Source organism: Brevibacillus parabrevis (genome assembly GCF_003710905.1).
GTDB lineage: Bacteria > Bacillota > Bacilli > Brevibacillales > Brevibacillaceae > Brevibacillus > Brevibacillus parabrevis.
The window spans coordinates 15,273-41,933 of record NZ_RHHV01000010.1; the positions used below are offsets into that span (position 1 = coordinate 15,273).

The window sequence follows — 26,661 nt, forward strand, 5'->3', positions numbered from 1 at the left end:
CTCGACTACCTGCGAAAAAGGGTGTGAACAGCGCATGGCTTACGAATATATCAAAACGGCCAGCGAAGACGGTATCGGTATTATTACCTTGAATCGACCGAAGATTCTTAACGCACTGAATTTGCAGTTGATTGATGAGCTGGTCGCCGAGCTGGAACGGCTGGATCGGGACCCGGACATTCGCGTGATCGTGCTCACTGGCAATGACAAAGCGTTCGCAGCGGGAGCGGACATCAACGAAATGGCAGAGGCATCGGCAATCGAGATCATGAAGCGCGACCAGTTTGCCGTCTGGGATCGCATGTCGCTTATTTCCAAGCCGATCATCGGCGCTGTCAGCGGCTTCGTGCTGGGCGGCGGCTGTGAACTGATGATGAACTGCGATATCGTCATCGCTTCGGAGACAGCCGTCATCGGCCAGCCGGAAATCAAGCTTGGCGTCATGCCGGGAGCGGGCGGAACGCAGCGGCTGACCCGTGCGGTGGGAATGCGCAAGGCAATGGAAATGCTGCTGACGGGAGAACCGATATCGGCCAAAGAAGCGTTGCGCTACGGGCTGGTCAATCGCGTCGTGCCAGTGGAGGCGTATTTTCAGGAAGCGCTCAAGCTGGCGAAGCAAATTGCCGTCCAGCCTCCGCTCGCTGTACAGGTGATCAAAAAGGCGGTGCACAAAGCCGAGGATTTGCCGCTTGCCGAGGGCATGGACTATGAACGCAACGGCTTTTATTTGCTGCTCGCCAGCGAGGATCGCAAGGAAGGAATGCAAGCTTTCCTGAACAAGCGCAAACCCCGGTTTACGGGTAATTAGGAGGCGGCCATGTACGAAACGATTCTGTATGAAGTGTCAGAAGGCGTAGCGATTGTCACCTTGAATCGACCGGATAAATTCAACGCTTTTACAGAAGTCATGCACAAGGAAATCATTGCGGCGCTTAAACAGGCGCAAAAGGATGACGCTGTTCGCTGCATTTTGCTCACAGGCGCAGGCCGGGCTTTCAATGCCGGACAGGACCTGAGCGAAGTTTCTGGCGGAGACGTGGATTTCGGCGGATTTTTACGCGAGCGTTACAATCCGATGATTTTGCAGATGCACAAAACGGAGAAGCCGATTGTTGCGGCAGTTAACGGCGTGGCAGCAGGAGCGGGCATGAGTGTGGCGCTCGCTTGCGATATTCGCTTGGCTTCGGAAAAAGCATCTTTTGTCAATGCGTTCGTGGGCATCGGACTTGTTCCAGACTCGGGCGGTTGCTACTTCCTGCCGCGCATCGTCGGAATCGGCAAGGCGCTGGAACTGGCGATGACCGGAGAAAAAGTATCGGCACAAGAGGCTCTCGGCATCGGACTCGTCAATCAGGTGTATCCGGCAGAGAGCTTTATGGAAGATGCCCTCGCCTATGCGCGCAAGCTGGCTGCCTTGCCGACGAGAGCCATCGGGCTGATCAAGCGCGCGATGTACAAAGGGCTGGAAATGGGACTGGAAGAGACGTTGGCCTACGAAGCCTACGCACAAGAGGCTGCGGGCAGCACAGCCGATCACAAGGAAGGGGTAGCGGCCTTCATGGAAAAACGCGCTCCCCGTTTTACGGGTCGTTAGGCGAAGGGAGGCACAAGTCTAGTGAATACAAAAACAGTAGGCGTTATCGGTGCGGGCACGATGGGAGCGGGGATCGCTCTCGTCTGCATTCGCAAAGGACATCAGGTCGTGCTTTTGGATGCCAATCAGGCGGTTTTGGACAAAGCGCTGACCTACTTGCAATCGATCACGGGAAAAGATGTGGAAAAAGGCAAAATCAGCGAGCAGGAAAAAGCGGACATGCTGGACAGGGCAAAGCTCGTATCAGAGATGGAACAACTGGCGGCGTGCGATATTGTCATCGAAGCCGTGCCGGAGCGGCTCGATTTGAAAAAGGGCATTTTCAGCGAGCTAAGCCGCATTTGCAGACCGGACGCGCTTTTGCTGACCAATACTTCCTCCATTTCCATTACGCAAATTGCTGGAGGGCTTCCTCATCCCGAGCGCATTCTCGGGTTTCATTTTTTCAATCCTGCGCCAGTCATGCCGCTCGTCGAAGTAATCCGCGGCAAAAAATCGAGCGAAGACAACGTGCAGGCGGCGTATCGCTTCGCAACAGAACTGGGCAAGGTGCCCGTGCTGGTGACAGACACGCCCGGATTTATCGTCAATCGCATCGCGCGTCCGTACTATAACGAGGCGTTGCGCATTTTGGGCGACCATGTGGCAGAGGTAGAGCAGATCGACCGAATCATGAAACGCGCAGGCGGCTTCAAAATGGGTCCGTTTGAGTTGCAGGACATGATCGGCATCGACATCAATTTTGCCACAACGGAATCGGTGTACACCGACTTCTTCCATGAAGGACGATTTAAGCCCAGCCGGATTCAGCAGCGGATGGTTCAGGCCGGCAGCTTGGGCAGAAAGACGGGGGAAGGCTTCTATGACTATGACAAATAAGGCGGTCGTGCTGACGGGCACAAGCCCGCTTTTTGCAGAGCTGCACCAACTTTTTGCAGAAAAAGGATATCAAGTGCTGTCCCTGGCGCAAGCCGCCACAAATTCTGCGGCGGTGGCGTTCGCAGTGGAGGTCAGCAATCTCGATTTAGAGCAAAAGGCTGAGGAGATTCGCCAGTTGGACAGCTTGCTTGCCCCTGATGTGCCGATTCTCACGACTTCGCTTGCGATCACGGCGACAGAGGTCGCTTCCTGGACGAAGCATCCCGAGCGGGTGTGCGGGTTCGGCACGCTGGTTCCGCTGGTGGAGCGGGAGCTGATTGAGCTTGCTCCGGCGCTGCAAACAGAAGCGAAGACGCTGCAAGCAGCGGAAGCTTTTTTCCAGTCGCTTGGCAAAGAAACGGAAGCCGTCAACGACGAGGTCGGGCTGGTTTTCCCGCGCATTCTTTCCCTGATTATTAATGAAGCGGCTTTTACGCTGATGGAAAAGGCGGCGACTGCCCGCGATATTGATATTGCCATGAAAAAAGGCACCAACTATCCGTATGGTCCGCTGGAATGGGCGGATCGCATCGGATTGGACGAGATTTATGCGATTTCCAGAGGCTTGCAGCGCGACCTCGCGGAAGAGCGCTACCGTACAGCTCCGCTGCTGCGCAAGCTCGTGCTGGCGGGGCGAGTCGGCGTACGCAGCGGGCAAGGTTTTTACGCATACGAAAGCAAGGCGGAGGCGAAGGCATGACGATGAACAGAAACGACGTATACGTAGCTGCCGCCGTTCGCACGCCGATCGGCAAGCTCGGGGGCAGTCTGAAGCATACGCCTATGGATGATTTGACTGCGCTCGTGCTGAATGGCGCCTTGGCGCAGGCAGGGCAAACAGGCGATGCTATCGACGGAGTCATTATGGGGAACGTCATTTCCGCGGGGCCGTTCATCAATATCGCGCGCGTAGGTCTGTTGAAAGCAGGGTTGCCGGAGAGCGTGCCGGGACTGACAGTGAACCGGGTCTGCGCCTCCGGATTGGAAGCGCTCAATCTGGCTGCACAGTCCATCCAGACCGGACACAGCCAGGCGATGCTTGCGGGCGGAGTAGAAAATTTGACGCGCTCGCCGTACATCATGGAGAAATTCGAGCAGCCGTACCAGCGCGGGGCACAGACGCTGATGGAATCGTTCGGCGGCCCGCGCTCTGCGCCTGTGTCGCTCTACGGAGATTTGACCATGGGCGATACGGCGGAAAACGTTGCCGAAAAGTTCGGCATCAGCCGCGAGGATCAAGATTTGTTTGCTGCCGAAAGCCAGAGACGTGCTATCGCGGCGATCGATGCCGGCTTGTTCAAGGAAGAAATCATCCCGGTAGTTTTGCGAGGAAAAAAAGGCGAAGAAACGCTGTTTGATACAGATGAGTTCCCGCGCCGCGATTCCAGTGTGGAGTCGCTTGCCAAGCTGCGCCCTGCTTTTCGCAAAAACGGCAGCGTGACCGCAGGCAACTCCTCCGGGATCAACGATGGCGCGGCGGCTCTTTTGCTCATGAATGAGGAAATGTTGAAGCGTTCGGGTACCGCGCCTTTGGGACGCATCGTGCATTTTGCTTGCGCTGGCGTCGACCCGCGCATTATGGGCATAGGACCAGTCGCAGCCATCCGCAAGCTGCTCGCCGAGGTCAAGCTGTCTGTCGAAGACATTGATCTGTTTGAACTGAATGAAGCTTTTGCCTCCCAGTCGCTCGCCTGCATGCGCGAGCTGGGGCTTGACCCAGAGAAGACCAATGTGAACGGCGGTGCCATCGCCTTGGGCCACCCGCTCGGCATGAGCGGCGCTCGTCTGGCAGGCACGCTCCTGTACGAGCTGCGCCGCCGCAAAAAGAAATACGGAATCGTTTCGCTGTGCATCGGGGGCGGACAGGGACTGGCTACGCTGGTCGAAGCGTTGTAGATGAATCGGGATGTCCTACTGTACTGGAGGAGTGGAAGATGAATACACCTGTCATTATCGATGCGATACGCACACCGATCGGACGGATTGGCGGAGCATTGAAAGAGGTGCGCCCGGATGATCTGGGCGCTTTGGTTATCCAAAAATTGCTGGAACGAAATCCGCTTGATGTAGGAACGATTGACGATGTCATGATGGGGTGCGCCAATCAGGCGGGCGAGGATAACCGCAACGTGGCGCGGATGTCGCTGCTTTTGGCTGGCTTGCCTGTCGAAGTGTCTGGCGTGACTGTCAACCGTTTGTGCGGCTCTGGGCTGGAAGCCGTGAACCAAAGCGCGAACGCGATCAAGGCAGGCGCTGGCGAAGTGTACATTGCCGGCGGACTGGAGAGCATGACGCGCGCACCTTTGGTCATGATGAAGCCTGGAGCGGCTTTTCAGCGCGGAAATCAGCAACTGGTGGACACGACGCTCGGCTGGCGGCTGGTGAACGATAAAATGAACGAGCTGTATCCGCCGATCAGCTTGGGCGAAACAGCCGAAAAGGTTGCCGAGCAATACGGGATCAGCCGCGAAGCGCAGGACGAGTTTGCGCTGCGAAGCCAGCAAAACTACGCGAGAGCACTGGCGGAAGGAAAATGGGCAGCAGAGATTGTGCCTGTCGAGCTGAGAGGGCGCAAAGGGGATGTCACGCTGTTTGACCGCGACGAACACGCTCGCCCGGAGACGACGATAGAGCAACTGCAAAAGCTCAAGCCAGCTTTTCAGGCAAACGGCACCGTTACGGCGGGCAATTCCAGCGGTTTGAACGATGGGGCAAGCGCCCTGCTTATCATGGAGCAAAAGGCGGCTTTGGCTGCTGGGCTTAAACCGCGCGCCCGCATCGTCGCTTCCGCAGTGGCAGGCGTTGATCCTTCTGTCATGGGGATTGGGCCGATTCCGGCTACGCACAAGGCGTTGAAGCAGGCGGGACTGTCGCTTGCCGATATCGACCTGTTTGAATTTAACGAAGCTTTTGCCGCACAAGCGGTAGCTTGCGTGCAAGAGCTGGGAGTCAATCCTGATCTGGTCAATGTCAATGGCGGCGCGATTGCTTTGGGGCATCCGCTCGGAGCTAGTGGCGCACGTATCCTGACCACGCTTTTGTACGAGATGGAGCGCAGGGAAGCTCGCTATGGTCTGGCTGCCATGTGTATCGGCGTGGGCCAGGGAATCGCGACGATTATTGAGCGCGTGTAGAAAGCAATCACGCGTGACGAGAGGTGCATGTGCGTGAAGGAAGGACTGAAGCCAGGGACGACTGCCGAATTTACGGTGGTCGTCACAGAGGACATGCTGCCCAAGTTTGCAGGGGAGGTTGTGCATCCGGTCATGTCGACGGTCAGCATGATCTACTACATGGAATGGGCAGGGCGTCAGGTGATTTTGCCTTATTTGGAAGCGGATGAGGAAGGCTCCGGCTTCGCTGTGGATATCCGCCATGTCGGTCCGGCGGTAGCGGGTCAAGTGGTGACCTTCAAAGCCGTGTGCCAGGAAGTCACGAAAAATCGGGTGGTGTGCGAGGTGACAGCCGACACCGCCCGGAATCGCGTCGGGGTCGGTTCGTTTACCCAGGCGATTTTCAACAAGCACGAAATCAGGCGGCGCTTTGAAGCGCTCCAGGCAGAAATCGCTGCGGAAAATAATTGTACAGAATAAATTGACTCTTTTAAAATGTTTTAATATAATAACGTTAAAATTACGTTATACGATTTTATCGTCATACTCTCAAACGATTCACGCACCTTCTAGAGAATATGGTACAATTTCACAGCATAAAGGTATGAATCGATTTGGGGGTTGAAGAACGTGAAGCCACAATCCATGCTTTTTACGATTTATGGAGAATATGTTCGCCATTACGGGAGCGAGATCTGGATCGGCAGCCTGACACGGCTCATGGGAGAATTTGGTCTGTCCGAACCGGCTGTTCGCGCCGCCATTTCCAGGATGCTCCGCCAAGGCTGGCTGGAATCCAGGAAAGTAGGAAACAAGAGCTACTACTCGGTATCCGAACGTGGGAAAAAACGGCTGGAGGAAGCGGCAGCCCGCATTTATAAAGTCGAGACAGATGTCTGGGACGGAAAATGGTGCATCGCCAGCTACAACATACCGGAGGAACGCCGCGCGTTGCGGGATCAGCTGCGCAAGGAACTGGGGTGGATGGGCTTCGGGATGCTGACGACGAGCACGTGGATCAGCCCGAACAATCTCGCAGACCGGGTGAAAGAGTTGACCGAGGCGCATGAAATCACCGACCATGTAGAAATTTTCAGCGCGCAGCATCTGGGCTGGAGCGATCCGAAGCAATTGGTGCAAAAGTGCTGGAACATCGCTGAAATCAACGAGAAGTACAAAGAGTTCATTGACAACTACCGCGAACAATTCGAGCAGCTATCCGCGAAAATAGACAGTGGCGAGGAAGTGCCAGACAGCCACTGCTTTGTGGAAAAGACGAAGCTCGTCCATGAATATCGCAAGTTTTTGTTTATCGACCCGGACTTGCCGCAGGAGCTGCTTCCGGAACTGTGGCTAGGCAAAGAGGCGGATCAATTGTTCCAAAACTATTATCAACGATTAAATCCAGGGGCAGTTCGATTCTTCGAGACGGTGTATGAAGTTGCACCTGTGCATTAAGCGGTTGCTACGAAGAAAGCGCCCTAGTGACAAGCTAGGGCATTTCTTCTTCAATAATATTTCCATTAATTAAAATGTAAGCGTTTTAGATGGTAGCGGTTAAGGCGCGAAACAAGAGGGGGTACAGCACGAATATGACGGAACTGTTGCAGTATGTCGCAAACGGCCTCGTCAGTGGCGGCATTTATGCGATTGTTGCCGTAGGCTTCATCACGATTTACAACGTGAGCAAGGTCATCAATCTCGCACAGGGTGAGTTTTTGATGCTCGGCGGAATGGTTACGGTAGCTTTGATCGGGATGAATTTGCCTTACGGACTCGCAGCATTGCTTGCCATTCTGGCAGTAACGGCAATCGGAATCATCATGCAGAAATATGTCATTGATTATGTGAAAAAAGCTAGTCCTATTAGTTTGATAATTTTGACAATAGGAATTTCCACCTTAATCCGCGGGATCGCCAGCTTTATTTGGGGCAAGGATGCTTTTGCGCTGGAGCCGATTACAAGCAACGAACCCCTCTCGTTCGGGGGCGTGACGATCGCGACGCAAAGCGTTTGGATTTTGGCTGCTGTCCTTATCATTTTGTTTCTCCTCTGGTATTTGATGGAAAAGACGATTCTCGGGAAAAAAATCAACGCCTGTTCGGTCAATCCGATGGCAGCCCGCCTGATGGGGATTTCTCCAACGAAGATGAGCATGCTCGCCTTCGCCATCAGCGGAGCCACCGGAGCTGTTGCCGGAATCGTCATCGCACCGCTGAGCGTGACCTCCTACGACATCGGTGTGCTGCTTGGAATCAAAGGCTTTTCCGCCGCGATTCTCGGCGGGTTGGGCAATCCGCTTGGCGCGGCTGTGGCTGCCTTTTTGCTCGGGATTGTCGAGTCGCTTGGAGCCGGATACGTCAGCTCCGGGATGAAGGACGCCATCGCGTTTCTGGTCTTGATCGGCATGCTCCTGGTGAAGCCATCCGGACTCTTCGGAGAGCGCAGCGTGGGGAAAGGAGGGCTATAGATGAAGCAGTTGTTGCAAAAATGGGGAAAAGGCTTCGGAATTTACGTCGCTTTGATGATCGTTTTCCCGTTTGTGATGCCAGATGAGTATTACCGTTCCGTCGGCATTATTATCGGGCTGCATGCCATCGTGACGATCGGGCTGTGCCTGGTGATGGGGCTGGCTGGACAAATTTCGCTCGGACAAGCAGCCTTTTGGGGAATCGGCGCTTACACTTCCGCGGTGTTGACGACCAAATACGGGCTGTCGCCATTCGTCGGCCTCATCGCCTCGGCAATTGTTCCTGGGTTGTTTGCCTTCATTCTCGGACGAGCGATAGCGGGGTTGCAAGGCTACTATCTCGCGATGGCGACGCTGGCATTCGGCTATATCGTCCAGATCGGGATTACCGAATGGGAGCCAGTCACCGGGGGCGCGAGCGGGATGATCAGCATCCCGCAGGTTCCGTTCTTCGGAGGCAGCGAGCTGTCCATGTACTATCTGATCTGGGCGGTCGTTACTTGTGTGCTCCTGTTCTCGCTCAACCTGCTGCATTCGCGGGTAGGCAGAGCGTTTCGGGCGATTCACAAGAGTGAGATTGCCGCAACCTCAATGGGAATTGACGTGAGCAAGTTCAAGCTGAACGCTTTCGTCGTCAGCGGCATGTTCGCCGGAATTTCCGGCGGTCTGTACGCTCACTACATGGGGATACTCGATCCGCAGCCTTTTGGACTGCACGAGTCGATCAAATTTCTCACGATGGTTGTCATCGGCGGGATGACGAGCATATGGGGAGCGTTGATTGGCACGGTACTGATCGGCTTTATCAGCGAGGGACTGATTTTGCTCAGCGAAGTCATCCCGGGCTTGCAGGGCGATGTCGATACGATTGTTTTCGGCGGCATACTCGTCTTGATTGTCATGTTTATGCCGGAAGGTCTGGTGCCGCGTATTCGTTCCGTCTATGAAAAAGCGCAAGCCAAAAAGGCAAAGGAAGCTGCTGTCAAAGCACAGTCTGGTGAGCGAGTGGAAAGGAAGGCGGCAACATGACGACCCTTTTGGAAGTACAAGAGCTGTCCCGCGATTTCGGCGGGGTGCGTGCAGTCAATCAGGTTGATTTTCAAGTGCGCGAAGGCGAAATTTTGGCGCTGATCGGCCCGAACGGAGCAGGCAAAAGCACGGTGCTCAACATGGTGTCCGGCGTCATTCCTCCGTCCGCTGGCGAAATTCGCTTTGCGAGCAAGCCGATGACGAAGGTGCCGGGCTATGAATACGCCGGGCTGGGCATTACCCGAACTTTTCAAAATCTCCAGACGTTTGACGACATGACAGTATTGGAGAACGTCATGGTCGGGATGCATACGAAGACAAGCTCCAGCCTGTTCTCCTGCGGCATGAATTTGGGCAAGGCCAAAAAAGAAGAGAAGCTGATGGAGCAAAAGGCACATGCCTGGCTCGGGCAAGTGGGGCTGGCGACGGAATCCCAGCGGCTGGCGGGAAGTTTGCCCTACGGCAAGCTGAGGCTGATGGAAATTGCCCGGGCGATGGTCGCAGGGCCAAGGCTGTTGCTCCTCGATGAGCCTGCGGCTGGCTTGAACCATACGGAGACAGCGGAAATGAGCCGGATGTTTTGCGAGATTCGCGACAGCGGAACGGCGATTTTGCTGGTGGAGCACGACATGGACATGATTATGACCATCGCCGACCGCATCGTGGTTCTCGATCAGGGAACGAAAATTGCGGAAGGAACCCCGCGTGAAATCCAGGAAAATCCTCGCGTCATCGCGGCTTATCTGGGAACGGAAGAGGAGTAGGGGGGAAAACGATGGGAAAAACGATCTTGAAAGTGGACGGCGTCACGGCTCGCTACGGTCCTGTAGAAGTGCTGCACGGAATTACGATGCAAGTGAACGAAGGAGAGATCGTCTCGCTGCTCGGGGCAAACGGCGCTGGCAAAACGACGCTGTTGAATTGCATCTGCGGTCTGCACGGAGCGAAAGAAGGGAAGATCTGGTTTCGCGATGCCGACATCACCGGAATCCCGGCCGAGCTTGTCGTGCCGCGCGGGATGGCGCATGTGCCGGAGCGCCGACAAATTTTCTCCACGCTCACCGTCGAGGACAATTTGTGGCTGGGCGCTTCCCACCGCATGCCCAAAACGAGCAAAAAAGAGATCGCCAAAGAAATGCAGACCGTTTACGAGCGCTTTCCGATTTTGGCAGAGCGGAAATGGCAACTGGGGGGAACGCTATCTGGCGGACAGCAGCAAATGCTGGCGATCGGACGGGCGCTTTTATCCAGGCCGCAATTGTTGCTCCTGGACGAGCCTTCGCTTGGCTTGGCACCGCTGATTGCCAAGGAAATATTGACGATCGTTCAGGAGATTCGCTCCGAGTGGGGTACAACCGTGTTGTTGGTTGAGCAAAACGCTCGCGCCGCACTGGCGATTTCCGACAGGGCTTATGTGTTGAGTACAGGCGAAGTGATGCTGGAAGGCAGTGCTGAGGAAATCAGCAACGATCCGCGTGTGCAATCTGCTTATCTGGGACACTCCCACGAAGCGGTTTGACATTGATAAAAAGATAGATACTCAAGGGGGCTTAACCATGAAAAAAGGAACGTTTCGCAAGTGGCTGTATCCGGTAGCGATTGCTTCACTCGTCTTGCTCAGCGCCTGTGGCGGCGGCGCGAAGCCAGCGGCAGAAGCAGGGGGCGGACAGACGGCGGCAACAGGTGGCGCCAGCGGGGAACCAATCAAAGTCGGGGCGATTTTCTCTCTGACTGGCCCGAACAGCCCGCTTGGGGTACCGGAGAAGCAAGCCGTTGAGCTGCTCGTCAAAGAAATCAACGGAGCAGGCGGAGTGAATGGCCGCCCGGTCGAAGTCGTGTTTGAGGACGACAAGTCGGATAACACGGAAGCTGTGAAAGCGATCAAGAAGCTGGTTTCCAAAGAAAAAGTAGTCGCTGTCCTCGGCTCCTCCGGCAGCGGACCATCTCTCGGCATGGCCGAATTTGCCGCAACAGAGAAGCTGCCGCTGATTTCGATGGCAGCAGCGGATCAGATTACCAATCCGGTGCGCGCAGGCATTTTCAAAACACCGCATACCGATGTACACGGCACGAAGCGCATTTTCAAATACTTGAAAGAAAAAGGCATTACCAAAATCGCGACGCTCAACGACAGCAATCCGTACGGAAGCGGCTGGACAACGCAATTGCAAAAGTACGCGCCTGAATACGGCATTACGATCGTAGCGGAAGAGAAGTACGGCACGAAGGACCCGTCCATGAGCTCCCAGCTGACCAAGATCAAAGGAACGGATGCACAGGCGCTGATCGTCGCAGGAACGAACCCTGGCCCGGCTACGATTGTGAAGGAAGCGAAACAGCTCAATATGACGATTCCGATCATCAGCAGCCACGGTTCAGCCAACAGCAAGTTTTTGGAGCTGGTGGGCGATGCGGGTGAAGGCGTCCTGATGGTAGCAGGCAAACTGCTGGTGCCGGATCAGGTAGATGCAAACGACCCGCAAGCAGCGGTCATCAAAAAGTTCGCAGAAGGCTATCAAGCAGCGTACAGCTCGCAGCCGGACGGTTTTGCCGGATACGGTTACGACGGTCTGAACTTGCTCGTGGAAGGGTTGAAGCAAGCAGGCGGCGACGCTTCCAAGCTGGGCGAAGTTTTGGAAAAAGTGAAGTACGTGGGAGTTACCGGGGAATTTACCTTCTCGAATGACGATCACAACGGACTGACGGAAGACAGCATGATCATGGTCGAAGTGAAGGGCGGCAAATTCCAGATTGTGAAGTAATTCAATCGATGATGCAGGTGGAGACGATGGCTGTTCTTTTCGCAAACGTGACGGATGCGAAGAGAATAGCCGTTTTCGTCCCTTGGTCAGGAGGTAAATACATGTCTCAACTGTTAAACAGCGTGCTGATGGTTGCCCCCATTTTGCAAAAGGCTTTTTTGTTCGATTGCATGGTCGGAGTGACCGACCGGGAGAAGTTTCTCGCTTACTATCCGGCGCATGGACTCAATCTGGGCATCAAAGTCGGGGACCCGCTGCGCCAGGGGAGCATCAATGCCACGGCGATTGCGGAAAACAAGCGGGTGGTGAAGAAGATCTCCAAGGAGCTTTACGGCATTCCGTATATTGCCGTCGGTTATCCAATCGTGGAAAAGGGGCAAGTAGTGGGCTGTCTGGCTACAGGGGTCACGACCGATCAGGAGGACAGGCTGCGCGGCTTGGCGGAAAATTTGACGAACGCCTTGGAAAACATTGCGGTACATACGGAAAGCCTGGCAAAAGACGCCGATCATCTCGCGCAGGCCAGCCATACGCTGAGCGATGCGGCAGGACAAATGGAAGTGAAAATCGCGGAGACGACGCAGATCAATGAGCTGATTCGCAACATTTCCACCCGTTCCAATGTGCTTGGGTTGAATGCCGTCCTGGAGGCAGCGCGAGCCGGAGCGGCAGGCCGGGGCTTTTCTGTCGTCGCCGAAGAGATTCGCCAGTTGTCGCAGACGACCTCGACGTCGGCAAAGGACATTTTTCGCATTCTCGACGAGATGAACGCCCTTGTCGGCACCGTGTCAGGCGAGATGGAAAAGACGCTGAATCACAGCCTGCAACAATCTACGCGCATTCAGGAGCTGGACGCTGTCATGCAAGAGCTGCGGCATATGGCAGAACAGCTGAAAAAGGCGGCCGTCCTGTCCGGGCGGATGGAATAAGCAAAGGTTCCAGGCGGAATGATATTGCTAAAACGTATGACGTTATGTTATTATAACGTTATAAAAACGTAGTATGATTTTAATATAATGGACAACGGCTAATAAGGAGGTATTCTCCATGCAAACACAGATGGAACGTTCTGATCTGACCGAAAACGAAAAAATGGAAGCGTTTTTAGCGAAAATCGACCGCGGAGGAAAAATCGAAGCGGACGACTGGATGCCAGACGACTACCGCAACCAGCTGATCAAGCTGATTTCGATGCACGGCATCAGCGAAATCATGGGGGCTTTGCCGGAAAAGGAATGGGTACCCAAGGCACCGACGTTGCGCCGCAAGCTGGCGATCATGGCGAAGGTGCAGGATGAGATGGGACACGGGCAGCTTTTGCTGCGGGTAGCGGAAGATTTGCTGGCGCCGCTTGGCAAGACGCGGGAAGACTTGATGAATGACTTGTTTGCAAAAAGACTGAAATTTCACAATGTGTTCCACATGGAAGCGCCAACCTGGGCAGATGCAGGGGTAATCGGCTGGCTGGTGGACGGAGCGGCTATCATTACCCAGTCCATGTCGCTCGATACATCTTATGCGCCGTATGCGCGGGCGCTGCACCGGATTTGCGCCGAGGAGAAATTCCATGCGCAGCACGGCGAGAGCATCGTCCTGGAGCTGGCAGAGGGCACGGAGGAACAGCGCCAGATGCTGCAAGAAGCGATTACGCGCTGGTGGCCATCGCTTTTGATGTTCTTCGGACCGCCTGAGAACGGTACGATTACGAGCAACCAATCCGCCAACATGCGTTACAAGATTCGCACGCAGACGAATGAGGAACTGCGGCAAGTGTTTTTGAAAAAGTATTTGCCACGCATTTTCCACCTCGGCTTCACTGTGCCGGATGAGACGATTCACTTCGATGAAGAAAAAGACCAATGGGTGTATCAGCAGCCGGATTGGGAACAGTTCAAGCAGATCGTCAAGGGGAACGGCCCGCGCTCTGCTCATCGTCTGAATCTTAGGGAAACATCGTACGAAGAAACAAAATGGGTGCGCGACGCAATCATGTCGTACGGCCGCCACGTAGGGTAGGTGAATGGATATGAACAAGGAAACAGAAGTCAGAGACGACTTTTTCATTTACGAAGTATTCAGTCAAAGAAGTGTCAGCTCATCATTTGTCCATCAGTTCAGCCTCTTGGCTCCAAACAAGGAAGTTGCGCTCGCGATGGCGAGAGAAAACTTCCTGCGCCGCGAGACTTGTTTTAACATCTGGGTGGTGAAGCGCGACGATATTTACGGCTTGTCGCCGGAAGAGCGTCCGTTTTTGGAGCGGCTCGACAACAAGAGCTACCGGGAGACGCGAGGCTATGGCGACTTGCAGGCGAGATGGCGCCATCACAGAGAGCAGTACGAAGAAAAACAAAAGCATGCGGAAAGCGGCAGCTAAGCAGGAGGGGATACAATCATGGGCGACTTTTCACAAGTAGAAACAACAGAAGCGGCAAAACAAAACCCGGAATACGCGCAAGCCTTGACTGATTTGCTGTTTCAGCTTGCTGACGACGATTTCATTCTCGCCTATCGCGGTTCGGAATGGCTCGGGCTGGCTCCGCACATCGAGGAGGACGTCGCGTTTTCTTCGATGTCGCAGGACATGATGGGTCATGCCGTGATGTTTTACGAGATGCTGGAACAGCTCGGCGTAGGCAAGGCGGACGATCTCGCACAGCTTCGGGAAGCAGATGCGTTCCGCAATGGGATTTTGGTCGAGCGAAAAAACGGGGAAGGCGACTACAACACCGACCCTCACTATGACTGGGCGTATGCGATTGTCCGCAGCTATGTGTACGGACTGTACAAACAGGTTCGCCTGGAGTCTTTGCTCCAATCATCGTACACACCGCTGGCACTGGTCAGCCGCAAAATGATGACGGAGCATCGCTACCATCTGATGCACTGGCAAGTTTGGCTCACGCAGTTGGCCAACAGTACAGACGAAGCGCGGAAAAGACTGGAAGCCGCGATTGAGAAAGTATGGAAGGATGCAGGCGAGCTTTATCAGCTCGGTGCGAACGCCGACGCGATCGTCCGCTGTGGGCTGATTGCCGGCGAAGGCGAGTTGAAACAGAAGTGGCTCACATTGACCCAGGGCATTTTTGAAAAAGCGGGCCTCGTGTGGGCGGGTGAGCCGGGAGTGCCTGAGCAGCGCGGTCGTCACGGTCAGCATACGCCGGAGCTTGCACAAGCTTTGGCTACCTTGTCGGAAGTATATCGCATCGATCCGGCCGCGGGCTGGTAGAAAGGGTGATCTGCATGGCGCAAGAAGGAATGCATGTACATGACGGGCTGGAAGCGACATGCTGGGAACTGCTACAGCAAGTGACTGATCCGGAGATTCCGGTCATAAGCATGGTAGAGATGGGGATGATCCACAAGGTGCGGGTAGAGGACGATGTCGCGCATGTCGACGTGCTCCCTACTTTTGTCGGATGTCCTGCGCTGGAAATCATGAAAAAAAATATCGCAGCGAAGCTGGTAGAGGCGGACGGAATCAGCAAGGTGGAAGTTCAGTTTGTCTACGATCCCGCCTGGACGTCCGATCGCATCGTGCCAGAGGCGAGAGGGAAGCTAAAGAGCTTCGGCATTGCTCCTCCGCCAATCGATTTCAAACCGGGAGATACATGGGAAGTGTCCTGTCCTTACTGTGACTCCCCTTATACGCAAATTGACAACTTGTTTGGCCCTGCCGCATGCCGCAGCATTTTGTATTGCCGGCATTGCAAAAATCCGTTTGAGGCGCTAAAGCCAATTTATTGAAGAGAGTGAGAGGAGCGATAGTCATGGGAGAGTACAAGCAAATGTATATCAATGGAGAGTGGGTTTCTGCCGAGAGCGGCGAATCGATTCAAATCGTGAACCCGGCGACGGGCGAAGTCGTGGGAAGCGCTGCTTTTGGAGATTCCCGCGATGCCCAAAAAGCGATTGACGCTGCACATGAGGCTTTTGGAAGCTGGTCCCGTTTGACTGCTCGCGAGCGCTCCAAGTATTTGTACAACTTGTCCGAACTGGTCAAACAGAGCCGTGACGAGCTGGCAGGCATCATTTCTGCGGAAATGGGCAAACCGCTTGGCGAAGCAAAAGGCGAAGTGCTGGGTGCAGCGGACAACTTCGTCTGGTATGCGGAAGAAGCGAAGCGCGTTTACGGAGAGACGATCCCTTCGTCCGTGCCGAACAAGCGCATCATGGTGCTCCGTCAGCCTGTAGGTGTGGTCGGCGCGATTACACCGTGGAACTTCCCGGTGAACATGGTCGCACGCAAGATCGCTCCTGCACTGGCAGCCGGTTGCACAGTAGTCTTGAAGCCGGCGGAAGCGACGCCGCTGTCTGCCATTCGCTTGTTTGAACTGATCGAGAAGGCTGGTTTTCCAAAAGGGGTCGTCAACCTCGTCATCGGCAAGCCGGAGTCGATCGGCCAAGAGTTTATCGAGAATCCAAAGCTGAGCAAAATCGGCTTCACAGGTTCCACTCGCGTCGGCAAGCTGCTGATGGAAGGAGCGGCGAAGCAAGTGAAGCGCGTCAGCATGGAGCTGGGCGGCCACGCGCCATTTATCGTCTTCCCTGACGCCGATCTGGATGCGGCAGTAAAAGGACTGTTTGAGAGCAAGTTCCGCAACTCCGGCCAAATGTGCATTTGCACGAATCGCCTGTATGTTCACGAAGATGTAGCCGACGCCTTTACCGAGAAATTGGTCGAGCGTCTGAAGCGGGCCAAAGTGGGAGACGGACGACTGAAGGAAACCGAAATCGGACCGTTGGTGAACGAGCGCGCGCTTTCCAAAGTGCTGGAGCACATTGAGGACGCGAAAGGAAAAGGCGGCCAAGTCGTATACGGCGGCAACCGCCTGACAGAAGGCGACTACGCAAATGGCTTCTATTGCGAGCCTACCGTTATCTCCGGTGTGACCGAAGAGATGAAAATCGCAAACGAAGAAACGTTTGGACCAGTTGTTCCGCTCGTTCGTTTCTCAGACGAAGCAGACGTCGTGCGCCAGGCAAACGATACGCGCTACGGTCTGGCTGCTTACGTGTACACGCGTGACAACCAGCGCTGCTTCCGGATGGCAGAGCAGCTGGAGTACGGCATCGTCGGCATCAACGACGGATCGCCGACCCAGACGCAAGCTCCGTTTGGCGGATTCAAGGAAAGCGGCATCGGACGCGAAGGTGGACGCTACGGTATGGATGAGTATTTGGAGACGAAATTCGTTTCTTTCGGAGTGTAGTCCAGACCGCGTTTTACAAGGGGACCAGAGGAGATCTGGTCTTCTTTTTTTTGCCAAAGCATTTGTCAACACTTTGTTCATTTTTCTTATCAAAGAAGCAGGCAATCAACGGTATAATGGAGATTGTATAGAGGGCACCCTTATTAGGTAGATTAGAATGTAAAAAAATTCAAATCGAGATAAAGCTCAGCTCGAAGGGAGGATATGAATGGGTCAGCATCAACACGAGCTGTCAGCGATGAACACGGGGGCATCCTTTTCAGATTTGTGGAGTCCCGACGTGATGCTCTTCACTCTTTTAATTGCCACGGTATATTTCCTGGTAACGGGTCCCATGCACAAGCGTTTTGAACATGCCACCACGGCGACAGCAAAGCAAAAGCTGCTGTTTGTCTTTGGCTTGCTGCTGTTTTACGCGGCACAAGGAAGCCCGATCAGCTATTATGGCCATCATTACTTGTTCAGCCTGCACATGCTGCAGCAGTCCATTTTGTATTTTGCCCTGCCTCCGATTGTGCTCTTGGCGATGCCGGAGTGGCTTTTGGAAAAAATCTTTCAGCCGCGGCCGCTTAAAGCGATTCTTCGCGCGGTTACTCACCCGCTGGTAGCGGCATTATTGTTCAACACGCTGTTTTCGTTCTACCATATACCGTTTATATTTGATGCAGCGGCTCTTAATCACGAGTGGATGACAGTCTACCATGTCGTCTTGATTTTCGCTGCTTTCGCTATGTGGTGGCCGATTGTCAGTCCATTGTCCGACAGCAAGAGACAGTTGGCGGGATTAAAAAAATTGACGTACATTTTTGCCAACGGGGTGCTGATTACCCCTGCCTGTGCGTTGATTATTTTCGCGTCCGATCCTTTGTATGCGACGTACATCTCGGCTCCGCAACTGTTCCCGAGCCTCGACACGTTCAGTGACCAGCGACTTGGTGGAATCATCATGAAACTGGTGCAGGAGCTTGTGTATGGTTCCGTGCTCGCCTACGTTTTCTACCACTGGTATAAGCAGGAGAAGCAGGAAGACCTGCCGATGGATGAGCAGCCCGCGGTTGCCCTGCTGAGAAAAACGCCGACGATGGATGAAGGCCGGGTATAAAAATATAGATAGATTATTTGAATGAGGTGTAGAAATGTCCATCTTGCTGCCTACGATAAGCACGTCGTTTATCGTCATCAGCGGTATTCTTGTCGCTTGTGGCTGGTATGCGGTCGCGAAGAAACAAATTGATAAGCACATGAAGATCATGAAGTGGGCCGCCATCTGTGCGACGATCTTCTTCATCACGTATGTATCCAGAACGGCTTTTGTCGGGAATACTCATTTCGGCGGGCCGGACAGCTTGAAGCCAATCTATCAGACGTTTCTCGTCTTTCACATCGTGCTGGCAACCGTAGGGGGAGTCATGGGGCTGATCACGCTCAGACACGCCTACAAGAACAACATTGCCGCCCACCGCAAAATCGGGCCGTGGACGTCGATCGTCTGGTTTGTGACCGCCATTACCGGAGCTACGGTGTACACGCTGCTGTATATCATCTATCCGGGCGGGGAAACGGCTGGCGTTCTGGATGTTATTTTTGGAAAGTAGCTTGGGCGCTTTTCAAGTTGACTAGCTTCTTTTGCTTTCGATACAATGGAAGTTAGTTCTTCATTCGGATATTCGCATGTTCAGATAGATTCAGACAGGAGGTACAAAACGTGGACCAGCAAGTGACAATGCAGGAATCGCTTAACAGCGAGACACCCCTGCACGCACAACCGGGAGAGCCGGCGACTTTTCGGGACTACGTAGAACTGACAAAGCCTGGGATTACCATGTCCAACCTGATGACTACCTTTGCTGCCCTATGGATGGCATCTTACGGTTTTCCAGACTGGAAACTAGCGATTTTCACCATGATTGGTACAGCTTTGGTGATCATGTCGGGTGCGACGTTAAACAACTACTACGACCGTGATTTGGACAAAAAAATGAAGCGTACCAAAGGGCGTGCTCTTGCAGCAGGGCGCATCGCGCCACGCACGGCCATCCTCTTGGGGATCGGCTTGCTGCTCGCAGGTCTTGCGGTGCTCGCCGTATTCGCCAATCCGCTGGCTGCTGTTTGGGGATTGATCGGTCATATTTTCTACGTGTTGATTTACACTCCGCTCAAACGCGTGACCACATTGAACACGGTCATTGGCGGGATTTCCGGTGCGGCTCCGCCTGTAATCGGCTGGGTTGCTGTAACGAACAGCATGGACCCGGCAGCGTGGCTGCTTTTCCTGATTTTGTTCCTGTGGCAGCCGCCGCACTTCCTTGCGCTGGCGATGCTGAAAACCGAGGAATACCGCGCAGGCAATCTGCCTATGCTGCCAGTTGTCAAAGGCTTCGCAGAAACGAAGCGGCAAATGGTTTTGTGGGGATCTGTCCTGTTCCCGGCTTCGTTGCTGCTCTTTATCCATGGAAGCGTCGGTTATGTTTACCTGGCTGTCATGGGCTTGATGGGAATCGTGTACATGGTGCTGCTGTTCCAAGGCTTCAAAGCCAAGGATGATCTGGCGTGGGCGCGCAAGCTTTTCGGCTACTCGATTCTGTATTTGACAGTCTTTTGCGCCGTCATTGTCATCAGCACAATGGTGTACCATTATTGACACGAAACACTCACCAAATGTTCACGGAACATCCCTTGCTTAGCAGGGGATGTTTCATTAATGTTAGAGAGGGCAACAGTTAAGAGGCTGCTTCACCGAGAGTCTCAAACATCACAAGAAATAGGGTGTATTCACTATGGAAAAATGGCTGAAACCTCTAGCCGTTCTTGCTACTCTCGTCATGTTTATCGTCATGATCGCCGGGTCGCTTGTGACCAAAACGGATTCGGGCCTGGGCTGTGGAAACGACTGGCCGCTCTGTAATGGGAAATGGGTTCCGGAGTATACCTTGGCTTCAATCATTGAATACATGCATCGGCTGATTACAGGCGTGGCAGGCATTGTGGTAATCGTTTTCTCCGTACTTTGCTGGCGTCATTACCGGGGCAATCAGGAAGTGCGCAATCTCGCCCTGTTCGGTTTGTTTTTTATCGTGCTGGAGTCGATTCTTGGCGCTTCCGCGGTGATCTGGCCGCAGTCGTCGTCCGTCCTGGCTCTGCACTTCGGATTTTCGCTTCTGGCCTTCACGGGCGTGTTCCTTTTGACCGGGTTCGTGTTGCAGCGCGACAAAATGGCGAGCATGGTGCAGGCAAAAGCCCCGAGAGGATTCCGCAACTGGATTTGGGCTGTGGCAGCCTACACGTACGGAGTGGTCTACCTGGGAGCGTACGTCAGACATACCGGCTCCAGCATGGCTTGTAGTGACTGGCCACTGTGCGAGGGGCAAATCATTCCCGAGCTGTCCGGGCAGATCGGCATTCAATTCGCACACAGGCTGGGGGCGCTGGTGCTGGCGATTGTGCTGTTGGCAACGATGATCTACGCTATCCGTCATTTCAAACAAACGCGTCGCGATCTGTACGGGGCGAGCATCCTCGCTTTTGTGCTGGTCATCGCTCAAGTGTTCAGCGGCGGCTTCGTCGTCTTGTTCCAACTCCACCTCTACGCGACGTTGCTTCACTCGATGATCATCACGATTTTGTTTGGCGTCATTTGTTACATGTGCTTGCAGTCGCTCAAATCACCGCGGCCGGACAAGCTGAAACGATAAGCAGTAAGATGAAAAAAAGAGCCGCATTCCCTTTGATCGACAGGGAGTGCGGCTTTGTGCATCTGTGGCGAAAAGCGTCAGGGCGCGAGAGTGAATGCGCCGTTTTCAAAGCGGTATACTTGCAGCTTGGTTGACGATTTGCCAGAGAGCGGGCTGCCTGTATCCGGGTCAAGCTCCTGTTCCGTCGTCCAATAGTAGAGTGCAGGGTGCTGCTCGTCGTCAGTAAACAGCTGGTAGTTGCCAAGCGTCTGGAAAAGTTGACCGCCTGGCACGGATGAGGTTTGCTTCAAAACACCGCTCCAGGCTTCGACCAGCTTGCCTTTTTCCATGTACCAGAGATGGGCTTCATAGGCAGATATTCCGGTTCCGCCTGTATGGTCAACCGTTTCAAACAAGCGTTTTCCCGCCACTTCCGCAGGGTCGTCTGAAGCGTGCGGATCAAGCTGCGGGTGGTTGCGTTCGCTGGAAAAGTCCCATCGTTCCAGTTGCAGGTGCGGGACGTTCCACGGTTTTTCCGCGACGAGCGAATAGGTGCGATCCGCTTTTTGATCGAGGATGTAAAACGTTCCGAGGTGTACCGTAGAATTTTGTTTGGCGACGATCTCCCAATCCGCGTCATCGTCCAGATTCGCCAGTTGAAAATCAAAATTTGGCAAGGCGACAAGATTTTTTGCGCTCGCATTGATCCAGCCGATGACCTGCTCCGGGTTGGGAGTGGCGGGTTTGGCAGATTGGGGAGTAGCAGCGTGTACAAAGTTAGGCAAAACAAGTGCGACCAAGGCGAAAAACAACAGGCGGCGCGTCCACAAAATAAGCGTGCTCCTTTCTTTCATGTACCAGGGAATAGGTGATTCTAGTAAAAAGACGTCGAGAACGCGCAAAAGTAACCGGGAAGTACCGTAAATTTCAATCACGAACAGCGCTGTCTTTTGTTACAATGAAAAGCAAACACATGATCGTGAGGAAAGGATGGAAGTCATGCGCATTTTACATACGGCAGACTGGCATTTCGGCCGCCAGCTCGAAGGCCGGGACCGACGCGTGGAGCAGACGGCGTTTGTGGACGAGCTTTGCCGGATTGCGGAGGAACGCGAAGTCGATTTGGTACTGGTGGCAGGCGATGTGTACGATTCGGTTAACCCTCCGGCATGGGCAGAGGAGCTGTTTTACGAAGCGCTGGAACGGTTGTCCGCGGAAGGGCGGAGAGGTGTCGTTGTGATTGCGGGCAATCACGATCAGCCGGAACGGGTCAGGGCAGCAGCACCGCTCGCTACGAAGCAAGGGATTGTCTTGCTCGGCTTGCCGAAGGAAGCGCCGTTGATCGCCCAGGAAGTGTCGGCGGATCGCGTGCAGATCGTTCAGGGCGGGCCTTCCTGGCTGGAGTTGAAGGTACCCGGCTGCGAGCACCATGCCGTAGTGCTTGCGCTGCCTTATCCATCGGAGTCGCGCTTGAAGGAGTTGCTCAGCGAGAGCTTTACCCAGGAGCAGATGCAGCTCGCCTTTTCCGAGCGGATTGCCCAGTTGTTTGCGGATTTGTCCGTGCATTTTCGCGAAGATACGGTGAATCTCGTCACCAGTCACTTGTTTGTCATGGGCGGCATGGAGACAGATTCGGAACGGCCGATTCAGATAGGCGGCGCCTTGACGGTGTCGCCGCAGGCGTTCCCGAAAAACGCCGATTACGTGGCGCTCGGTCACCTGCATCGGCTGCAAAAGCTCAGTGACAAGCCGCTCGTTCGCTACAGTGGCTCGCCGCTTTCCTACAGCTTTTCCGAAGCGGGACAGAGCAAGGCGGTCGTACTGGTCGAGGTGCAGCCGGGGCAGTCGGTGCAAGAAGAGATCATTTACTTGACGAGCGGTCGACCGTTGGCTCGCTGGAAGGCGACGGAAGGAATCGCCCAGGTCGAGCGCTGGCTGGCAGAAGGGCGGGATGCAGGCTCTTGGATTGATCTGGAGCTGCATGTTTCGGATGTCATCGACCCTGCCGAGTTCCAGCGTGTGCGCAAGCTATCGGATGACTTTTTGAAAATCCAGCGGGTCGTCGTACGCGAGCAGCGCGAGGAAGAAGAGGCGCAACGGGTGGAGTTGACCGAGCTGACAGCGGATCAGCTGTTCCGGCGATTTTATGAGCGCAAGCGGGGAGCGGCCCCGGACGATCGGCTTGTTGCCTTGTTTCAGCGTTTGCTCCAAGAAACCGGAGGAGAGGAGGAAGAAGCGTGAGACCGATACGATTGAAGTTGGCGGGAATGCACAGCTATCGAGAAATGCAGGAGGTTGACTTCGAAATTTTGTGCCAGGCGGGATTGTTTGGGATTTTCGGGCCGACGGGAAGCGGAAAATCGACGATCCTCGATGCGATTACACTGGCGCTTTACGGTCAGGTCGTTCGTCTGGGCGGAGGAAATCATCCGAAAGAAGTGCTGAACCAGTTGGAGCAGCGCGTCTTCGTTTCTTTTACTTTCGAGCTGGGCACAGGGGATGAGCGCAAGCGATATACGATCGAGCGGGAATTTGGCCTGGATAAAAAGGGAAACAAGCGACAGCCGGAAGTGCGGCTGATTCAGTCAGGCGCTTTGACCGGAGAGCCGGACGTTGTGCTGGAGTCGAAGGCGACGGCTGCCACTGCGGCGGTGGAGGACTTGATTGGCTTGACGCTGCAAGACTTTACCCGTGCCGTTGTGTTGCCGCAGGGGCAATTTTCGCGATTCCTGACATTGAAAGGCAGCGAGCGCAACGAAATGCTGCAACGGATGTTCCGGCTGCATATTTACGGGGAAAAGCTGAGCGAACGGGTACGGTACGCCCTTGATCAGGTAAAAGAGCAAATGCATCAGTTACAGCTTGCGACAGCGGCTTTGGGAGATGCGGGGCCAGAGGCTTTGGAGCAGGCGAGACAAACTTTCGCAGAGGCAGCCAGCATCGAGCGGGAATTTACGGAGCAAAAGCAGGAGCTGACGGGCAAGCTCAAGGAGCTGGAACAGCTGCACCAGTGGCAGGCAGAGCTTGCGGGCGTTCAGCAGCAGTTGCAACAGCAGACGGCAAAGGAAGCGGAAATGGCTGCTTTGACTTCGCGAATGGGCGAGTGGGAGGCGAGCATCCGCTTGTGGCCGCTGGTGCAGCAATACGAGCGGCTCGACCAAGAGTGGGTCAAGACCGGGCAGGCATTGGAACAAAGCCGCGGACAACAGGAAGCGGCGCGGCTTGCTCTGGAAGAGGCAGAAGCTCAATATGCGCAGGCTCAGGCGGAGCTGGCCGCTCAGGAACCGCAGTTGATCGAGCAAAAAGGCAGACTGGTGCAAGCGCAGGAATGGGAAGCCGAGCTAAAAGCGATTCGCGAGGAACAGACCGCTTTGGAGCGGGAGTGGCAGGAAGTCTCGCGTGGCTTTTTGCAAACAGAACAGCAGCTACAGCAAGACGAAGCGGCCTTGGAGAACTGGCAACAGGAGTGGAACAGGCTGGAGGAAACAAGCCAAAAGGCCATGGTTGCTCCGGAGTGGCGAGATCGGATCACGCAGGCGAGAGAAGCGAAACAGCAGTGGGAACGGGAGCAAGCGAAGCTGCGTGAGCAAGAAGCAGAGCAGAAGACGCTTGTGCAGCGTTTGCAGGTGTTGACCGAAAAGGCCGCTGCGGATAAGCGCGACTGGGAGCAGGCAGAGAGCCACCTGGCAGCGCACAAGGAGCAGATGGCGAAAGCAGCGGACAAGCCGGTCATGAGCGATGCAGAGTGGGAGCAGTCCCGCAATGTGCTGGGCGAAATGAAGCAGATCGGCCGCCAATGGCGGGAAGGTTTGCAGGCTGTGGAAGGCTGGCAGGAAAAGCGGCAAAAGATCGAGCAGGAGCACATACAGGTGCAAAAGCGCTGCCAAGAGTTGGCGCTGGCCGCTCAATCGAGCGAGGCGATTGTTCTTGCGCGCCAGACCGAGCGGGAGGAGCTTAGGCAGGCGTGGGAGCAGTGGCAGCAGGAAAACATGGCGCGCTATTTGCGAGAGCGTCTGGAACAGGGCAAAGAATGCCCAGTGTGTGGCTCCGTGCACCATTCGCTGGATCATCAGGACCAATTGGCGGACGGGGAAGCCAAAGTCGCTGGCGATGAGCTTCGTACACGCATCAAAGCCGCAGAGGAAGCAGGGAAGGCTGCCGAACAGAAAGCAGCCGGAGACAAAGAAGCGTGGGTCGTTGCCAAAGGGGCGTTGGCAGCCGTCGAGGAGCGGCTTGCCGCGATACAGGCAGAGCACAAAGAGCTGGCGGCGCGGCTAACCGCCATCAAGGCGGAGTGTCACGGGCATGGACAGCCTTGGACAGTCGACACTTTTGAAGAGCTGATCAGTGTGTACCAGCGCGAGGAAAAAGCGTTGGCAGCCAAGCATGCCGAACGGGAACAGGCAAAAGCCGAGCGGGAGCAGCAGCAAAAGCAGCTGGAAGTGCTCCGCGAGGCAGAGGCCGACAAGAAGCGGCAAATGGAAAAAAGCGCGCTGTTGCTCGAACAGGCGCAGCAGTCAGCAGCGGAAATACAAGCCCGCCTTGCTGTGGTGCAGCAAGCTGCCAACCAGGCATGGCAAGCGCTGAATGAGGTGCGCCAAGACGTTCCTGTTGAGGACATTGACCAGCAGTATGAGGAAATCGGCCGTCTGGATCGGCTGCTGGCACAGTTGCAGCGCACGCGTGCCGAGCAGGAAGCGCTGAAGAGCCAGCTTTTGACACAGGTGGAGACAGCCAAGACTCGCAGAGCCGACTGGAAAAACCGTGAAGCTGCTCTCGGAGAACGCCTGGCAGACAGGAAGCGCATGTGGGAGCAAAAGCACGCCCAGTGGCTGGAGCGGACAGGCGGCACTCCCGCGAGCGAAGGGCTGGCTCGGACGGAGCAGGCGCTGTCGCTTTTGCGTCAAGCGTTGGCACAGGCAGAAGACAAACGAAAAACGGCTGCCGAGGCAAGACAATTGGTTCAAAACGATTTGGTCAAGCATTCCGAGGCGCTGGCTGTCTTGACGAGACAGCGGTCAGAGGCGCACGAGGCTTTGTATCAAGGGTTGCAGGAGACGGGCTTCGCCAACGTGGAACGGGTACAAGAAAGGTACGCAGAGCGCGGGCAATTGCCCCAAGCAAGGGAGCAGGTCGAAGCGTATACGCGTGCTTTGACACAGCTGCGTTACGAGGAAGACAGGCTGCTGCAAGCCATTGCAGGGCGCACGGTCAGCACGGAAGAACTGCTCGCTGCCAAAGAGGCGTGGGGCACATGGGAGCAGTCTTTTGCCGAGGCGCAAAAGCAAGTCGCCGTAGCGAAAGAGCACGTCGATCGCATGGAAAAAAACCATAGCAAGTGGCAGGAGCTGCACCAGCAAATTGTCGAGCAGCAAGATGAGCAAAGCCGTCTGGAAGAACTGAAAAAGCTGTTTGAAGCCAAGGCGTTTGTCCAGTTCATTGCCGAGGAAAAGCTGGTGACGATTGCGAGAGATGCTTCCTACCATCTGAAGCGGATGACGGCCAATCGCTACGGATTGGAAATCGGCGACGAGGGAGAGTTTGTCCTGCGCGACGAGGGCGCAGGCGGTATGCGCCGTCCAGTCAGCACCTTGTCCGGCGGAGAAACGTTCCTGACCTCGCTGTCGCTGGCGTTAGCCTTGTCGATGGAGATTCAGATGCGCGGCGGCAGACTGGAATTTTTCTTTTTGGACGAAGGCTTTGGAACGCTCGATCCTGAACTGCTGGAGGTCGTCATGGATGCGCTTGAGCGGCTGCGCATGGACGATTTTACGATTGGCGTCATCAGTCACGTTCCGGAAATACGTGTGCGCATGCCGCGCCGTCTGGTAGTGACTCCGGCAGAGCCGATGGGCAAAGGCAGCAAGCTGCTGCTGGAAATGGAGTAGGGAAG

26 protein-coding genes are annotated in these 26,661 nt (G+C 54.9%); 25 read left to right on the forward strand and 1 reads right to left on the reverse strand.

The window, feature by feature from the left end; translation table 11 throughout:
• The first annotated feature begins 34 nt into the window (after positions 1 to 34).
• The 23 genes from EDM60_RS12750 to EDM60_RS12860 all read left to right on the forward strand — a co-directional run bounded on the left by EDM60_RS12750 (position 35) and on the right by EDM60_RS12860 (position 20,789).
• Entirely contained in the window at positions 35 to 808 is a 774-nt protein-coding gene (locus tag EDM60_RS12750) for an enoyl-CoA hydratase-related protein (RefSeq protein ID WP_122964315.1), read from the forward strand.
• Between the two features lie 9 nt (positions 809 to 817).
• The gene (locus EDM60_RS12755) at positions 818 to 1,594 is read left to right on the forward strand and encodes an enoyl-CoA hydratase-related protein (RefSeq protein WP_122964316.1); all 777 of its coding nucleotides are present in this window, start codon (positions 818 to 820) and stop codon (positions 1,592 to 1,594) included.
• 21 nt (positions 1,595 to 1,615) lie between these two features.
• The gene (locus EDM60_RS12760) at positions 1,616 to 2,473 is read left to right on the forward strand and encodes a 3-hydroxyacyl-CoA dehydrogenase family protein (RefSeq protein ID WP_122964317.1); all 858 of its coding nucleotides are present in this window, start codon (positions 1,616 to 1,618) and stop codon (positions 2,471 to 2,473) included.
• Positions 2,457 to 3,212, forward strand: coding sequence for a 3-hydroxyacyl-CoA dehydrogenase family protein (locus EDM60_RS12765; protein ID WP_122964318.1), 756 nt, complete (start codon positions 2,457 to 2,459; stop codon positions 3,210 to 3,212). Before EDM60_RS12760 ends, EDM60_RS12765 begins: the two co-directional genes overlap by 17 nt.
• Positions 3,209 to 4,408 carry a thiolase family protein gene (locus EDM60_RS12770; RefSeq protein ID WP_122964319.1) on the forward strand — a complete coding sequence of 400 codons (1,200 nt, stop codon included), beginning with the start codon at positions 3,209 to 3,211 and terminating at the stop codon, positions 4,406 to 4,408. The genes EDM60_RS12765 and EDM60_RS12770 overlap by 4 nt, the downstream gene beginning before the upstream one ends.
• 38 nt (positions 4,409 to 4,446) lie before the next feature.
• The gene (locus tag EDM60_RS12775) at positions 4,447 to 5,646 is read left to right on the forward strand and encodes a thiolase family protein (protein WP_122964320.1); all 1,200 of its coding nucleotides are present in this window, start codon (positions 4,447 to 4,449) and stop codon (positions 5,644 to 5,646) included.
• A gap of 33 nt (positions 5,647 to 5,679) precedes the next feature.
• The gene (locus tag EDM60_RS12780) at positions 5,680 to 6,105 is read left to right on the forward strand and encodes a thioesterase family protein (protein WP_122964321.1); all 426 of its coding nucleotides are present in this window, start codon (positions 5,680 to 5,682) and stop codon (positions 6,103 to 6,105) included.
• 150 nt (positions 6,106 to 6,255) lie between these two features.
• Positions 6,256 to 7,083, forward strand: a complete 828-nt coding sequence (gene paaX / locus EDM60_RS12785) for a phenylacetic acid degradation operon negative regulatory protein PaaX (RefSeq protein WP_122964322.1) — start codon at positions 6,256 to 6,258, stop codon at positions 7,081 to 7,083.
• 134 nt (positions 7,084 to 7,217) lie between these two features.
• Positions 7,218 to 8,096 carry a branched-chain amino acid ABC transporter permease gene (locus tag EDM60_RS12790; protein ID WP_063230851.1) on the forward strand — a complete coding sequence of 293 codons (879 nt, stop codon included), beginning with the start codon at positions 7,218 to 7,220 and terminating at the stop codon, positions 8,094 to 8,096.
• Positions 8,097 to 9,125, forward strand: a complete 1,029-nt coding sequence (locus EDM60_RS12795) for a branched-chain amino acid ABC transporter permease (protein WP_122964323.1) — start codon at positions 8,097 to 8,099, stop codon at positions 9,123 to 9,125. It abuts the gene before it with no gap.
• Positions 9,122 to 9,889, forward strand: coding sequence for an ABC transporter ATP-binding protein (locus EDM60_RS12800; protein ID WP_122964324.1), 768 nt, complete (start codon positions 9,122 to 9,124; stop codon positions 9,887 to 9,889). Before EDM60_RS12795 ends, EDM60_RS12800 begins: the two co-directional genes overlap by 4 nt.
• 11 nt (positions 9,890 to 9,900) lie before the next feature.
• Positions 9,901 to 10,644, forward strand: a complete 744-nt coding sequence (locus EDM60_RS12805) for an ABC transporter ATP-binding protein (RefSeq protein ID WP_122964325.1) — start codon at positions 9,901 to 9,903, stop codon at positions 10,642 to 10,644.
• A 37-nt stretch (positions 10,645 to 10,681) separates the two neighbouring features.
• Positions 10,682 to 11,887, forward strand: a complete 1,206-nt coding sequence (locus tag EDM60_RS12810) for an ABC transporter substrate-binding protein (protein ID WP_122964326.1) — start codon at positions 10,682 to 10,684, stop codon at positions 11,885 to 11,887.
• Between the two features lie 101 nt (positions 11,888 to 11,988).
• Positions 11,989 to 12,816: a methyl-accepting chemotaxis protein gene (locus tag EDM60_RS12815; protein WP_122964327.1), complete on the forward strand. Its 828-nt coding sequence runs from the start codon at positions 11,989 to 11,991 to the stop codon at positions 12,814 to 12,816.
• A gap of 118 nt (positions 12,817 to 12,934) precedes the next feature.
• Positions 12,935 to 13,903 (forward strand): 1,2-phenylacetyl-CoA epoxidase subunit PaaA, encoded by a 969-nt coding sequence (gene paaA / locus EDM60_RS12820; protein WP_122964328.1) that lies wholly within the window; start codon positions 12,935 to 12,937, stop codon positions 13,901 to 13,903.
• Positions 13,904 to 13,913: 10 nt separating this feature from the next.
• Positions 13,914 to 14,261 carry a 1,2-phenylacetyl-CoA epoxidase subunit PaaB gene (gene paaB, locus EDM60_RS12825; RefSeq protein WP_063230858.1) on the forward strand — a complete coding sequence of 116 codons (348 nt, stop codon included), beginning with the start codon at positions 13,914 to 13,916 and terminating at the stop codon, positions 14,259 to 14,261.
• Between the two features lie 18 nt (positions 14,262 to 14,279).
• Positions 14,280 to 15,113 carry a 1,2-phenylacetyl-CoA epoxidase subunit PaaC gene (gene paaC / locus EDM60_RS12830; protein WP_122964329.1) on the forward strand — a complete coding sequence of 278 codons (834 nt, stop codon included), beginning with the start codon at positions 14,280 to 14,282 and terminating at the stop codon, positions 15,111 to 15,113.
• Between the two features lie 14 nt (positions 15,114 to 15,127).
• Positions 15,128 to 15,631: a 1,2-phenylacetyl-CoA epoxidase subunit PaaD gene (gene paaD, locus EDM60_RS12835; RefSeq protein WP_063230860.1), complete on the forward strand. Its 504-nt coding sequence runs from the start codon at positions 15,128 to 15,130 to the stop codon at positions 15,629 to 15,631.
• 23 nt (positions 15,632 to 15,654) lie between these two features.
• Positions 15,655 to 17,097, forward strand: coding sequence for an NAD-dependent succinate-semialdehyde dehydrogenase (locus tag EDM60_RS12840; protein ID WP_122964330.1), 1,443 nt, complete (start codon positions 15,655 to 15,657; stop codon positions 17,095 to 17,097).
• 208 nt (positions 17,098 to 17,305) lie between these two features.
• The gene (locus tag EDM60_RS12845) at positions 17,306 to 18,199 is read left to right on the forward strand and encodes a cytochrome c oxidase assembly protein (protein ID WP_122964331.1); all 894 of its coding nucleotides are present in this window, start codon (positions 17,306 to 17,308) and stop codon (positions 18,197 to 18,199) included.
• Between the two features lie 34 nt (positions 18,200 to 18,233).
• A complete protein-coding gene (locus EDM60_RS12850; RefSeq protein ID WP_122964332.1) occupies positions 18,234 to 18,692 on the forward strand; it encodes a DUF420 domain-containing protein in 459 nt (152 codons plus the stop codon).
• Between the two features lie 110 nt (positions 18,693 to 18,802).
• Positions 18,803 to 19,738: a heme o synthase gene (gene cyoE, locus EDM60_RS12855; protein WP_122964333.1), complete on the forward strand. Its 936-nt coding sequence runs from the start codon at positions 18,803 to 18,805 to the stop codon at positions 19,736 to 19,738.
• Positions 19,739 to 19,874: 136 nt separating this feature from the next.
• Complete coding sequence (locus tag EDM60_RS12860; protein ID WP_122964334.1) at positions 19,875 to 20,789, forward strand: COX15/CtaA family protein; 915 nt, start codon at positions 19,875 to 19,877, stop codon at positions 20,787 to 20,789.
• Positions 20,790 to 20,866: 77 nt separating this feature from the next.
• On the opposite strand, the gene EDM60_RS12865 is transcribed toward EDM60_RS12860, so the two are convergent.
• Positions 20,867 to 21,598 carry a hypothetical protein gene (locus EDM60_RS12865; protein ID WP_122964335.1) on the reverse strand — a complete coding sequence of 244 codons (732 nt, stop codon included), beginning with the start codon at positions 21,596 to 21,598 and terminating at the stop codon, positions 20,867 to 20,869.
• A 169-nt stretch (positions 21,599 to 21,767) separates the two neighbouring features.
• On the opposite strand from EDM60_RS12865, the gene EDM60_RS12870 reads away from it, so the two are divergent.
• Together EDM60_RS12870 and EDM60_RS12875 are read left to right on the forward strand one after the other, a co-directional pair.
• A complete protein-coding gene (locus EDM60_RS12870) occupies positions 21,768 to 23,009 on the forward strand; it encodes an exonuclease SbcCD subunit D (protein ID WP_122964336.1) in 1,242 nt (413 codons plus the stop codon).
• On the forward strand, positions 23,006 to 26,656 hold the full coding sequence (locus EDM60_RS12875; protein WP_122964337.1) for an AAA family ATPase: 3,651 nt from the start codon (positions 23,006 to 23,008) through the stop codon (positions 26,654 to 26,656). Before EDM60_RS12870 ends, EDM60_RS12875 begins: the two co-directional genes overlap by 4 nt.
• Positions 26,657 to 26,661: the final 5 nt, after the last annotated feature.